This is a genomic window from Cellvibrio sp. GW822-FHT04B05, from assembly GCF_058800985.1.
Window position 1 is genome coordinate 498,698 of sequence record NZ_JBXAMU010000005.1, and the last position, 13,653, is coordinate 512,350.

11 protein-coding genes and 1 riboswitch are annotated in these 13,653 nt (G+C 48.0%); of the genes, 7 read left to right on the forward strand and 4 right to left on the reverse strand.

What is annotated here, in order from left to right; genetic code table 11:
- Positions 1–45 precede the first annotated feature (45 nt).
- Entirely contained in the window at positions 46–1,623 is a 1,578-nt protein-coding gene (guaA, locus tag AC1RJL_RS17930; RefSeq protein WP_492916521.1) for a glutamine-hydrolyzing GMP synthase, read from the reverse strand.
- 118 nt (positions 1,624–1,741) lie between these two features.
- A complete protein-coding gene (guaB, locus tag AC1RJL_RS17935; protein WP_492916523.1) occupies positions 1,742–3,220 on the reverse strand; it encodes an IMP dehydrogenase in 1,479 nt (492 codons plus the stop codon).
- Positions 3,221–3,365: 145 nt separating this feature from the next.
- On the opposite strand from guaB, the gene xseA reads away from it, so the two are divergent.
- The 4 genes from xseA to AC1RJL_RS17955 all read left to right on the forward strand — a co-directional run bounded on the left by xseA (position 3,366) and on the right by AC1RJL_RS17955 (position 7,043).
- Positions 3,366–4,721, forward strand: a complete 1,356-nt coding sequence (gene xseA, locus AC1RJL_RS17940) for an exodeoxyribonuclease VII large subunit (protein ID WP_492916525.1) — start codon at positions 3,366–3,368, stop codon at positions 4,719–4,721.
- Between the two features lie 44 nt (positions 4,722–4,765).
- Positions 4,766–4,883: riboswitch (TPP riboswitch) on the forward strand.
- A 41-nt stretch (positions 4,884–4,924) separates the two neighbouring features.
- The gene (locus tag AC1RJL_RS17945) at positions 4,925–6,025 is read left to right on the forward strand and encodes an FAD-dependent oxidoreductase (RefSeq protein ID WP_492916527.1); all 1,101 of its coding nucleotides are present in this window, start codon (positions 4,925–4,927) and stop codon (positions 6,023–6,025) included.
- Positions 6,026–6,031: 6 nt separating this feature from the next.
- Positions 6,032–6,238, forward strand: coding sequence for a sulfur carrier protein ThiS (gene thiS / locus AC1RJL_RS17950; protein ID WP_492916529.1), 207 nt, complete (start codon positions 6,032–6,034; stop codon positions 6,236–6,238).
- Between the two features lies 1 nt (position 6,239).
- The gene (locus AC1RJL_RS17955; protein WP_492916531.1) at positions 6,240–7,043 is read left to right on the forward strand and encodes a thiazole synthase; all 804 of its coding nucleotides are present in this window, start codon (positions 6,240–6,242) and stop codon (positions 7,041–7,043) included.
- A gap of 16 nt (positions 7,044–7,059) precedes the next feature.
- Here the strand turns inward: AC1RJL_RS17955 and AC1RJL_RS17960 are convergent, their stop codons facing one another.
- Together AC1RJL_RS17960 and AC1RJL_RS17965 are read right to left on the reverse strand one after the other, a co-directional pair.
- Positions 7,060–8,442 carry an HD-GYP domain-containing protein gene (locus AC1RJL_RS17960; protein WP_492916533.1) on the reverse strand — a complete coding sequence of 461 codons (1,383 nt, stop codon included), beginning with the start codon at positions 8,440–8,442 and terminating at the stop codon, positions 7,060–7,062.
- A 54-nt stretch (positions 8,443–8,496) separates the two neighbouring features.
- Positions 8,497–9,390 (reverse strand): AEC family transporter, encoded by an 894-nt coding sequence (locus AC1RJL_RS17965; RefSeq protein ID WP_492916535.1) that lies wholly within the window; start codon positions 9,388–9,390, stop codon positions 8,497–8,499.
- A 326-nt stretch (positions 9,391–9,716) separates the two neighbouring features.
- Here AC1RJL_RS17965 and AC1RJL_RS17970 point away from each other — a divergent pair, with 326 nt between their 5' ends.
- The 3 genes from AC1RJL_RS17970 to AC1RJL_RS17980 all read left to right on the forward strand — a co-directional run bounded on the left by AC1RJL_RS17970 (position 9,717) and on the right by AC1RJL_RS17980 (position 13,576).
- Complete coding sequence (locus tag AC1RJL_RS17970; protein ID WP_492916537.1) at positions 9,717–9,908, forward strand: hypothetical protein; 192 nt, start codon at positions 9,717–9,719, stop codon at positions 9,906–9,908.
- A gap of 197 nt (positions 9,909–10,105) precedes the next feature.
- Positions 10,106–11,008 carry an SDR family oxidoreductase gene (locus AC1RJL_RS17975; RefSeq protein WP_492916539.1) on the forward strand — a complete coding sequence of 301 codons (903 nt, stop codon included), beginning with the start codon at positions 10,106–10,108 and terminating at the stop codon, positions 11,006–11,008.
- A gap of 123 nt (positions 11,009–11,131) precedes the next feature.
- Positions 11,132–13,576, forward strand: a complete 2,445-nt coding sequence (locus tag AC1RJL_RS17980; RefSeq protein ID WP_492916541.1) for a catalase — start codon at positions 11,132–11,134, stop codon at positions 13,574–13,576.
- Positions 13,577–13,653: the final 77 nt, after the last annotated feature.

The following is a 13,653-nucleotide window of genomic DNA, read 5'->3' on the forward strand; positions in this document are numbered from 1 at the left end:
ATTTATCGTTGAATACACATCCTTGTGTAGTAAATCGCCCTGCAATTACTCCCATTCAATCGTTGCTGGCGGCTTGCTCGATACATCGTAGCAAACGCGCGACACACCGGAGATTTCGTTAATAATCCGGCCAGACACTTTTTCCAACAGGTCGTACGGCAAATGCGCCCAACGCGCAGTCATAAAGTCGATGGTTTCCACTGCGCGCAGTGAAATCACCCACTCGTAACGACGACCATCGCCCACCACACCAACCGACTTCACCGGCAAGAACACGGCAAAAGCTTGCGAGGTTTTGTGATACCAACCGGATGCATGCAGCTCTTCCAAAAAGATAGCATCAGCCTCACGCAAAATGTCGGCGTATTCTTTTTTCACTTCACCGAGGATGCGTACACCCAAGCCCGGACCGGGGAACGGATGGCGGTAAACCATATCATACGGCAAGCCCAACTCCAGACCGATTTTGCGCACTTCGTCTTTAAACAGCTCGCGCAGTGGCTCAACTAACTTAAACGCCATATCGTCTGGCAAACCGCCCACATTATGGTGCGATTTGATCACGTGCGCTTTGCCCGTTTTAGCCGCGGCAGATTCAATCACATCGGGATAAATCGTGCCTTGCGCCAGCCACTTAACATCTTTGAGCTTAGTCGCTTCTGTATCAAATACATCGATAAAGGTACCACCGATGATTTTGCGCTTTTTCTCTGGATCGTTTTCGCCTTTCAATTTATTTAAAAATTGATCTTGCGCATCAGCTCGGATAACTTTTACGCCCATGTTTTTGGCGAACATATCCATTACCTGATCGCCTTCGCTTTTGCGTAATAAACCGTTATCGACAAATACGCAGGTAAGCTGATCGCCGATCGCTTTGTGCAGCAATGCAGCCACTACCGAAGAATCTACACCGCCGGAAAGACCAAGCAATACTTTGTCGGTACCAACTTGTTCGCGCACTTTTTTAATTGCATCTTCAACTATGTTGGCGGGAGTCCACAGTGGTTCGCAGCCGCAAATGTTTAGAATAAAATGTTCGTAAATACGTTGGCCCTGCAGCGTGTGGGTCACTTCAGGATGAAATTGTACGCCATAGAATTTTTTGGCTTCGTTGTACATACCAGCAATCGGGCATGATGGTGTTGACGCAAGGATTTCAAAACCGGCGGGCATTTTAGTCACTTTATCGCCATGACTCATCCACACATCCAGCAGCGCACTACCGTCGGAATCAATATGGTCTTTGATATCTTTGAAAATCGCGCTTTCGCCTAACACTTTAACTTGTGCATAACCGAACTCACGGACATTGGAACCTTCCACCGCCCCACCCATTTGCTCGGCCATGGTTTGCATGCCGTAACAAATACCAAATACGGGAACGCCAAGCGTAAACACAACTTCCGGCGCGCGTGGCGAATTTAATTCATGCACAGATTCAGGACCACCTGCGAGAATAATTCCTTTCGGATTGTACGCGCGAATTTCCTCTTCGCTCATATCCCAAGCACGGATTTCAGAGAAGACACCGATCTCGCGCACACGGCGGGCAATCAATTGGGTGTACTGAGAACCGAAATCGAGGATAAGGATTCGCTGTGCGTGAATATCGTGAGACATGCTGATTCCTGTTCAAAAAATTAAAAATAAAAACGAAAAATGGTAAACAAAATGAATTGGGTTTAAACGAAAAACTCGGGCATAGCCCGAGTTTTTTTAACGCCCGACATCACAATGTCTAGCGGCCACCACCAACAGGATAGTTGGGTGCTTCTTTGGTAATCTGAACATCGTGCACGTGGCTTTCGCCCATACCTGCTGACGTAACACGTACAAACTCAGGCTGGGTACGCATCGCTTCCAAATCAGCGCAACCGGTGTAGCCCATTGCTGAGCGCACACCGCCCATCATTTGGTGAACGATTGCAGTCAATGAACCCTTGTAGGGAACGCGACCTTCAATACCTTCCGGAACGAGCTTCTCAGCACCCTGGCTGGCATCCTGGAAATAACGGTCACTGGAACCGGAGGTTTGCGCCATCGCACCCAATGACCCCATGCCGCGATACGCTTTGTAAGTACGGCCCTGGAACAATTCAACTTCACCCGGCGCCTCTTCAGTGCCGGCAAACATAGAACCCATCATTACCGCATGCGCGCCGGCAACAATAGCTTTTGCGATATCGCCAGAGTAGCGGATGCCGCCATCTGCAATCGCCGGTACGCCTGTACCTTTCAATGCCGCAACCACATTGGCAATAGCCGAAATTTGCGGAACACCTACACCACTAACGATACGGGTTGTACAAATAGAACCTGGGCCGATACCGACTTTTACTGCATCCGCACCCGCTTCAACCAATGCGAGCGCAGCAGCGCCGGTAGCAATATTACCGCCTATGACTTGTACTTCGGGATATTTAGTTTTTATCGCACGTACGCGATCCAATACATTTTTGGAATGGCCATGCGCGGTATCTACTACTAACACATCGACACCCGCTTCAACCAAGGCATCAACACGGGCATCAGTATCACGGCTGGTACCAACACTCGCACCAACACGCAAACGACCTTCGGGGTCTTTACAAGCGGTGGGATATTTTTCGGCTTTGTTCATGTCTTTAACGGTAATCAAACCCGTCAGTTCGAATGAGTCGTTAACAACCAATACTTTTTCGATGCGGTGTTTGTGCAGCAGATTGCGCACTTCTTCGGCGGTAAAACCTTCCTTCACCGTTACAAGCTGCTCTTTTGGAGTCATGATGCTGGAAACGCTGGCATCAAGATTGGTTTCAAAACGCACATCGCGGCCAGTCACAATACCGACCAAATCGCCGTTGCTCAGCACCGGCACACCGGAAATGTTGTTTTTGCGAGTCAGCGCAATCAGATCGCGGATGGTGGCGCTGGAGTCGATGGTAATAGGGTCTTTCACCACACCGGCTTCGAATTTCTTCACTGCACGCACTTCGGCAGCTTGCTGCTCTATCGTCATGCTTTTGTGGATGATACCGATACCACCTTCCTGGGCGATGGCAATGGCCAGGCGCGCTTCGGTAACGGTATCCATAGCGGCGGAGATTAGCGGGATATTCAATTGAATCTTGCGCGTCAACCGGGTTTTCAGGGACACGTCCTTGGGGGTCACATCGGAATAACCGGGCACCAGCAGAACATCGTCAAACGTGAGGGCTTCTTCAGCAATCCGCAACATACCAACCAACCTCAAACCAAGGGGAAAAAGAAGCACGAAATTATAGCGACTTGGAGGTCTCGGGTAAACCAGAAACCACAATATCTAGTGTCCAGATGCAAGGCCAAGGCTATCCGCTCGGCTTATCATCCCCTAGAATGCCCCCATGACTACCGATCTGTTCACCCAAGCATCCACCCGCGAAATCTTCAGTGTCAGCCAGCTCAATCGACAGGCGCGGCAACTACTGGAGACTCACTTGCCCCTACTATGGGTAGAGGGCGAGCTCTCCAATGTATCAATCCCTTCTTCCGGCCATTGGTATTTCACCCTCAAAGATGATCAAGCCCAAGTGCGCTGCTGTATGTTCCGCAACCGTAATATGCTGGTCCGCTTCAAGCCGCAACAGGGCCAACACGTCTTATTGCGTGCAAGGGTCAGCCTTTACGAAGGACGCGGCGATTACCAGATTATCGCCGAACACATGGAAGAAGCCGGCAGCGGCGCACTCCAACGCGCGTTTGATGAACTCAAACACAAACTGTCGCAAGAAGGACTGTTTAATGAGGCGCACAAAAAAGCTTTGCCTCGCCTTCCCCGACATATCGGCGTTATCACTTCGCCAACCGGTGCGGCAATCCACGATGTATTAAGCGTATTGGCGCGTCGTTTTGCCGGAATTCCGGTGACAGTCATTCCGGTCGCGGTACAAGGTAAGGAATCGGCTCCGCAAATCGTCAAGGCGATTGACCTCGCCAATCGCTCCGGATTGTTTGATGTGTTGCTACTCACCCGCGGCGGTGGATCAATGGAAGACCTATGGTCATTTAACGAAGAGATCGTCGCCCGCGCAATCTTTAACAGCGAGTTGCCGATTGTCAGCGCCGTTGGTCACGAGGTGGATTTCACCATTGCCGATTTTGTTGCCGATCTGCGCGCCCCTACCCCATCAGCTGCCGCTGAAATATTGGTGCCGGATGGCGATGATTGGTTGGATAAATTTATCGGCTTTGAAGTATTGCTTGAAGAGGCCATGCTGCGCCGACTCCAGCACTGGCAGCGGCACTTGCACAACCTGCGTCAACGTTTGCGCCATCCGCGTGAGCGCCTGGAACAGCAATCACAGCGGCTCGATAATCTCGAATTGCGATTAAAAAACCATATCAGGCACTTGCTGAACGACTTTAAAAATCGCATTCGCCAATTGGAGATTCGCCAGCAAGCGCATCATCCGCAAGTGCGGCTGCAGCAACTTAATGAGCGGGTTGCGGCATATCACCAACGCCTGCAAAGCGCACAATACCGGCTGATCGAACGTAAACAACAAGCGCTTGGCGAGGCTGCGCGCATGCTCAATACCTTGAGTCCGTTGAATACGCTCGATCGCGGTTATGCGCTGATTACCGATGCGCAGACCCAAAAAGTCATTACCCGCAGCGACCAGGTATCGCCCGGCGCAGCCGTTAATGCACGGGTGGCGCAAGGGGAATTTATCTGCCGGGTTGAGTCTGTTACCAAATAGCAGACGAATGATTGCGAACTTGCCAGGTGGCCAGTATATTGGCCGCTTTCTTGTCGGGGCGCCTTGGCAGTCGATGACTGTACGGGGGCTGAGATGGGCTCGGCCCAACCCGTAGAACCTGAACAGGCTAATACCTGCGGAGGGAACAAGGTGCTTATAGCTATGGCTATTCCCTGCCCTCCGCCTCAAATTTCCGAGGCAATGTGATCAACAAGCTTCCCACAACAATTGCTATCGCCGGTGCCGGCTTGCTCGGGCGTCTGCTCGCTTGGCAGTTACAAAAAGCGGATATTCAAGTCACCTTGTTTGAATCCGGAAGCTTTACGCCATGCCCCCCTCAAACCAATCGTGCAGCCGCATTTACTGCGGCCGGCATGGTAGCGCCGCTCAGTGAAGCCGTTGTCTCTGATAAAGGTGTTTATCGAATGGGCATATTTGCGCTGCAACAATGGCCCGACTGGTTCACACAATTACCGGCCACTAAAACACCGCTATTTTTTAACAATGGCAGTCTTGTTGTCGCCCACCAGCAAGATAGCAGCGAGCTGGAACAATTCGAGCGCGAGCTAGGATTTGTATTGCCCGGCTGCAAAGGCTATCAACATGTAAATCAAGACGAGATTCACCAACTCGAACCCGATCTGCACTCCAATTTCCATACCGGGTTATTCTTGCGCGAAGAAGGTCATGTAAATAACCGTGAATTTTTGCGCTTGATTGGCGATGAACTGCTTAAACTCGGCACCACGATTCACGAATTCACACCTGTTGAAGTATTTCCCGGAAAAATTGTTACTGAAGATAGTGAACAGCATTTTGATTTAGTTATTGATTGCCGTGGATTGGGCGCTAAAAAACAGCTGCGCAATTTGCGTGGCGTACGCGGTGAAACCTTGCATGTCGAGACTAAAGAAATTCATTTGCAACGCCCTGTACGCCTGATGCATCCGCGCTACCAATTGTATGTGGTGCCCAAACCCGATCATCGTTTTATTATTGGTGCCACCCAAATCGAAAGCGAAGACCGTTCGCCCATGACCTTGCAATCGTCACTGGAGCTCAGCAGCGCGCTCTACACATTGTCGCCCGCATTTGCGGAAGCGCGCATCATTGAAATGGATACCAATTTGCGTCCGGCGTTTATGGATAATTTACCCAGTGTGAGCATTGAAGATGGCCTGATCAGTGCCAATGGATTATTCCGTCACGGCTACTTACTCGCACCCGCTGTAGTTGAAAATATACTCGCGCATATATTCAACAAACCGGAACCGCTTTTTTCAGCGCTACTGAATCGGCATTAAAAACTTATGACTATTAAACTGAGTGTAAACAACGAAAGTAAATCGCTGGCAGACAACACGTTGCTTGGCGATGCTTTGCAACAATGGGGTTATGGCGATAGCAAAATCGCTGTGGCCATTAATGGCGAATTTGTTCCGCGCTCAACTTATATTGAACGCGAATTATTGAATGGCGATCAGATCGATATCGTCAAACCGGTTGGCGGAGGTTGATATGAGCTACCACAAACCGGAAAAAGATTTCACCCTCTACGGCGAAACTTTTTCCAGCCGTTTTTTGCTGGGCACCGCGCTCTATGCATCACCACAATTAATGCGCGATGCGATTATTCAATCGCGCTGCGAAATTGTCACACTTGGCCTGCGCCGCCAAAACCCGGCCAATCGCGACGGCGATGCAATTTGGCAATATATCCAGGAAAGTGGCTGCCGTTTGCTGCCCAATACCGCTGGTTGCAAATCCGTTAAAGAAGCGGTGACACTCGCCGAAATGTCACGTGAAATTTTTGCTACCGATTGGATCAAACTGGAAGTGGTTGGTGATGATTACAATTTGCAACCAGATCCGTTTGGCTTGGTTGAAGCCTCGGAAATCCTGATAAAAAAAGGTTTTAAAGTACTGCCTTATTGCACCGACGATTTAATTCTGTGTAAACGCCTGCTTGATGTCGGCTGTGAAGTACTTATGCCTTGGGGCGCGCCCATCGGTACAGGCCAGGGTTTATTAAATCGCTACAGTTTACGTACGCTACGCGAACGTATTAAAAATGTGCCGATGATTATTGACGCTGGCCTTGGAGCGCCATCGCAAGCAGCTGAAGCGATGGAAATGGGTTTTGACGGAATTTTATTGAATACTGCCGTTGCCAAAGCGCACAATCCGCCGTTGATGGCAGAGGCCTTTGGTGATGCAATTGATGCAGGACGAAAAGCGTATAAAGCAGGATTGATGCAAAAACGCCAAACTGCCAATCCCAGTACACCGACTATCGGTCAACCATTCTGGCATCAGCAATAAAGTAAACGCAAAAAGATCAGGAATGCGGCGTGTTGCGATATTCAATATAGCCGCTGATTTTTGCAAAACCATCCTGCAAGCGCCTGTTAATTTTCGGATCTTTACCCTCACCCGCGGCAATATACATTTGCATCATTCGGCTGAGGCGATGCAAATGGAAACTCATTTCCTGTTGTACCAGTGATGCATCTGCAACCATCTGGCTGATCGCAACGCCCTGCTCGTCCGCCATAGATTCAAGCGACTCGCGCAAATCGTCTTTAAACAACATGCTGCCCTTAAACGTTGTAGCGATATGCAAGACCACATTTTGCAACGCATGCAATTTCCTATCGCCATGGGTATAACCGACTGAGGTCAGACAATCGCGCAATTGCGAAAACCAATTTTGTAAATGCAGGTTTTGTTGCAACATACGCTCGGCAAATTCAGGGACGCCACTGCCGCTAACAAGATCAGGCAATGGCAATTCGCTGCGCAGAATCATAGTGGTAACGATATCGCAACTGCGATACAAGTAAGCCGCACGGTTCATTTCCAACACCGGAATAACATCGCGCCACCGACGCCCCTGCGCCTTAAAGTGATTAAAGTAGATACCGACAATCGCATCGGCAACAGCGAGAATCTGCCCCGGGATTGACAGCTCACTTTCCACTTTCGCCAACGGATAACCGGTGCCATCGCAGCGTTCGTGATGCTCGCTCACAGCAACAATTACGGGCGCCGGTAACCCGGGAACATCGACCAAAATCGTCGTGGATATTTCAACATGGCTTTGTACATGCGCCCATTCATCGGCCGTCAGTTCATCGCTCTTATTAAGAATATCGGGGCGCAAATGCAACATGCCAATATCATGGGTAATCGCCGCCCAAAAAACATTGCTGGCATCTTCAATAGGCAAACGCATTTCCTGCGCGATATACAATGACCACAAGCTTACACACAAGGTGCGCTGATAAAGGTCACTCATCTGCGCAGCCATTATCGTCAAAAACTGTTGCACCAATGGTAGTTCCGACAGGATCGCGCATACCGGTTTGAGTGAACTTAAGGGATGCTTACGCTCAGCAAGCGATTGAAAATATTCAGTGGAGCGAATGGTATCAAGGAGATGTTGCAGCAAATCGTCAGCGGATATCAGCGTTTCAATGTGAACCGAATTTGCCAGGGGACGAACGAGAGTTTTGTCTTTTAATGGTGTGATATTGTGTTGGTTGAGCAATGTCGATGTCGATAGAAGCAACTCGCCATCGAGACCATATATATCCTCGATAGTGTGAACAGGGTTATTTACCGACAATAATGCAAGGTAATCCGCATAGGCATCTAACTGTAATGGATTCCATACAGATACATTTTTATCCCTCACGAATGACTGTTGATCACGCGACATACATAAAACCATCCGTGCAATTGGTGTTTAACCAAACAATATTTTTATAGGTTATTAGATAAACAATCGCCACAACCAAACGCTAATCAAACCGATCAGCAAACTATATCCCACCAATGACGAAGCAAAACGTGGTGCCAGATTATGAGTCATTGCCAACACCCCGGCCGAAATCATTGCCGGCATCGCGGCTTCCAATATCACCACCTGTGCAACCAATCCATCAATGTCAAACAACCAAACTCCATAATAGGCGATGGCCGGTGTCACCAACAGGATGTAAACCAACCCCAATGCAAGTGGTGATAAATACTCGGGACTTAATGTAAGCCGCCACTGCAAGCCTACCGCCACCATGACAACTGGAACAAGTGTAGATGAAATTCGCACTAATGCGGCCGACAACCACTCCGGATATACAAACATGCTGGTAGCAAGCGCCAGTAGCAATGCAATAAAGGGTGGGAAGATCACAATACTGCGTAGGATTTTTACCGCCGACGTTGAGCCCGACGAGTAGTAGCAAGCCACAATAACCCCGTAGGTATTTAGCGCAACAAACGTCCCCAGCTGATCGTAAAGAATTGCGTAGGGAATTGCCTCACTACCAAGGTGAGCCTCAATCAGCGGAATCCCCACGAAACCGGTATTGCCCAAGGGAATCAATAGCATTAGCGCACCGCTTATTTCACGGGACCAGCGCATGGCTCGCGCCGTAATCCAGGTCAGCAATGCACTGAGCACCATGAGCAGCCATGCCGCGACGACGGGAATAAGGGCCTTATGGTTAAAAGTCAGCTTGGGGATCTCCACCAATACCAATGCCGGCAAGGCGACATAAATAACGTAAAGATTAAGCGTGGCAGCAGCATTTTCTGGAAAACGTTTGCTTTCCCGTAACAACAGGCCAATGGCCAGGGCTATAACAACAACGGCGATATTCGACATAAAGAATCTACTAGGCAGCGCGCTAATTTCTTACGGCGCTAAAAAACAATAAATTGATCGCCTAATTATTAAAAATAATAATTAAAATTCCGCGATTTGATGGCTCGCAACTATAGCGGAAACAATCATAAGATCAAATAAAAAGCGCTTAATCAGAATCTGCAATTGACACTACTATCCTCGCCATTGTGCGCCATCACACCGAGCTATTGGTTCTCGTCCCGTATTCTTTACTTTCACAATCGACCATTAATATGCTTGTAAACATCAATGTCGATGTGGGTTATTCTTGCTGCAATTTTTGCACTATTAAAAAGGTGAAAGCTATGGGTGAATTTACTCCCGATCCATTTTGGATTATTGGATTTATTGTGTTAATTCTTATTGCCGTTGTTATTGCCTTGGTACACAACAAAGCAGCCAAAGTTGACAGAGTGAATCGTTCGGAACGCGATACTATTGCAGACAGCGTTTCTATTTCACCTTCACCAAGCGAAAAAAAGAAGCGAATTGACTAATATAATATCGCCGTCTGAACACATTTGATTTCCCATTAATATTCCACACCGTATTGTTGATGTCCCTATTTTGCATAATGCAAGTTCTCCCGCCACTTAATCCCCATAATTCCACCCAACGTTATTCAACGCACAGAGTCTGCCCTTAGGGGAGAACATGCTTTCCTCCACTACTATTTTTAAGCGGGAGAAAGATAATGCAAACTTTCGATCAATACGCCATGCAAGATCCACGAACCCAGTACCCGAAAGCACAAGCCAAACCAGATGATCAACAACCTGAGCCGGGACTGGATGCCATTTTAAAGCCACAGGCAGATCATGGTGAAGAAAGTTACTGCGGTGCAAAACGGTTAGTAGGCAGAAAAGCACTCATCACCGGCGGCGACTCAGGGATCGGTCGCGCGATTGCATTGGCGTTTGCACGCGAAGGCGCTGATGTTGTGATTAACTATTTACCTAGCGAAGAAGTTGATGGGCAAAAAACATTGAGTCTAGTTAAGGATGCTGGACAAAAAGCCGTAGCTATTCCCGGCGATATCACCGACGAAAATTTCTGCAAAACGCTCGTGCAACAAACTGTTGATGAATTAGGTTCAATTGACATTCTGATTAACAATGCAGGCAAACAACAATTTGTTGAAGAATTGGATGATCTGTCGACTGAGCAATTCACCAAAACTTTTGCTACCAACGTGTTTGCCATGTTTTGGATTAGCAAGGCCGCTGTTCCTCATATGCCTGCTGGCGCAAGCATAATCAATACAACATCCATTCAATCCTATCAACCATCACCGGGCTTATTGGACTACGCGTCTACTAAAGGTGCGATCACTGCATTCACCAAAAGCCTGGCAAAAATGTTAATTAAAAAAGGAATTCGGGTGAATGCGGTTGCGCCCGGCCCGATATGGACACCATTACAACAAAGCGGTGGGCAGCCTGGTGAAAAACTTGAGCATTTTGGTGACAAAGTACCACTCGGACGTGCAGGCCAGCCAGCTGAAGTTGCACCGGCTTTCGTATTCCTGGCTTCACAGGAGTCGAGTTATATCACCGCTGAAGTCATCGGAGTTACTGGTGGCGCGCATTTACCTTAATCCAAAAAATGCTTGCCCGGAGAAATTAATTTACTCCATAGAGCATCCCTATTTTATTGACGCTGTACTGCAACACGCAAAGTAAAAAATTTAACCATATTCGCAACCTGTTAGGGCCTTACTATGAGCAGCACATCAAAGAACGGTACATCGAAAAAGGGTACATCAAAAACAAACGACGATCTTGCTGGCGCAGGTTCTGTACTGAGCACAGTTTCTGGTCCATCCACAGACACTCCGCCAAAAAGTCTTGGATCCAGTAATCCGGTTAAGCAACGTTTGTTGGAAAAAACTGTTGCAAGCCAGCAAATGGTAGGTGACATACCATTTAATGAAAACAAACCTGATGAGTACGGCGATGCATCGCGATTGCCAGAAACAGGGGTGACAGTCGAGCCGGAATCGCCAGCTGCAACCGGAAGCACATCGTCAGAAATTATTGATTCTGCCAAAACCGGCGATGGACACCCAAAGTTGGGAGAAAATCCTACAGTAGCTGCGCTCGATAGAGTGAGAGTCGATAGTAGCAATCAACCGCTGACGACCAATCAGGGCGTGCTCATTGCCGATAACCAACACTCATTAAAAATAGGTTTGCGCGGCCCTACGGCGCTAGAAGATTTTATCTTGCGCGAAAAAATAACCCACTTCGACCACGAACGTATTCCGGAACGCGTTGTTCATGCACGGGGCTCGGCTGCGCACGGTTATTTTGAATCCTATAAAGACCTGAGTGATATCACCGCCGCTGCGCCTTTCAGGACAGCAGGAAAACGTACTCCGGTTTTTGTGCGATTTTCAACGGTTGCCGGTGAGCGTGGTTCCGCAGATTCGGTGCGAGATGTACGCGGTTTTGCAGTGAAGTTTTATTCCGATGAAGGTAATTGGGATCTGGTCGGTAATAATATTCCTGTTTTTTTTATTCAGGATGCAATGAAATTTCCAGATTTGGTTCACGCGGTAAAAGCCGAGCCACATCATGGAATGCCACAGGCCTCAAGTGCCCATGATACCTTCTGGGATTTTGTGTCACTGATGCCGGAGTCAACTCATATGCTCCTGTGGCAAATGTCAGATCGGGCAATTCCACGTAGCTATCGCACCATGCAAGGCTTCGGCGTACATACGTTCCGTTTAGTAAATGCCGCAGGAGAATCCGTCTTTTGTAAATTCCATTGGACACCATTGGCTGGCACACATTCTTTAGTGTGGGATGAAGCCGCGAAAATTATCGGCGCGGATCCCGATTTCCATCGTCGTGATTTATGGGAAGCAATTGAAGGTGGCGCATTCCCGGAATATGAATTGGGCTTGCAAATATTTTCCGAGCAAACAGCTAGCGAATTCCCTTTTGATGTGCTTGATCCTACCAAAATTGTTCCTGAAGAGTTGGTACCTATTACACCTGTTGGTAAAATGACATTGAACCGCAACCCGGATAATTTTTTTGCAGAGACGGAACAAGTCGCTTTTTGTACTGCACACGTTATACCGGGTATTGATTTCTCAAATGATCCATTATTGCAGGGTCGGATACATTCCTATGTCGATACTCAAATTAGTCGTTTAGGCGGCGCCAACTTCCATGAAATCCCGATTAATTCGCCAATCGTAGAGGTTCACAATAACCAACGTGACGGAATGCATCGTCAGTCGATCAATCGCGGACGAGTAAGTTACGAACCAAATTCACTCGCGGGCGGTTGCCCATTTCAGGCAGGAATGTCGGGCTATAAAAGTTATCCAGAACCAATCGCTGAGGATAAAGTGCGCGGTAACCCGGAATTATTTTCGGATCATTATTCCCAAGCGCGATTATTTTGGGAGAGTCAATCAAGTGTGGAACAAACACATATTATCAACGCATTTCGCTTTGAATTGACGCGCGTGCAAACACCAGCAATTCGCAAACGTGTTGTGTCTCTATTGGTCAATGTCAATGCAAAATTAGCAACAGGTGTTGCCGAAGGATTGGGTATTGAAGTTCCACCACCGATGCCGCTTGCATCCAATTTAACACCACCTACTTATTCGCCATCACCTGCCCTTTCTTTATTGTTTCGCCCAGGATCAACCGGCATAGGCACACGCCGTGTTGCAATCATTATCAATGAAGACAGCGATGAGAATGTAATCAGCGACCTATATGAAGATTTGATTAACGAAGGAGCCGTACCGCGGTTAGTCGGTGCACGCCTTGGAAAAATAGTCGCTGCCGGTGGTAAAGTTCTCGATATTGAAATAACACTTGAAGCAGGTCCATCCGTACTCTACGACGGTGTTATTATTATTCAGAACGATTTACCAAATCAGCCTCTGCAAGAAAATGCCGACGCACTGGATTTTGTCCGGCAGCAATATCGTCATTGCAAACCTATTTACGCTATTGGCGGTGGTGCGCAAGTGTTAACGATTGCGGATATTCCTTTGACGTTGCCTGATGGCACTGCTGATCCAGCAATAGTGATTGATCAACAGGATGTACTACCGGAATCTCTTTCGCAATTTAAAAATGCACTGGCAGGACACCGCTCTTTTGCACGCGAAACACCTGTTCCGAGAGTGTAATCTTTATTTAAATAATAATTTTTAGTTGATGATCTATATGCGGCCAGGGATTGGCCGAACGAAAAAAGCTCCAATTT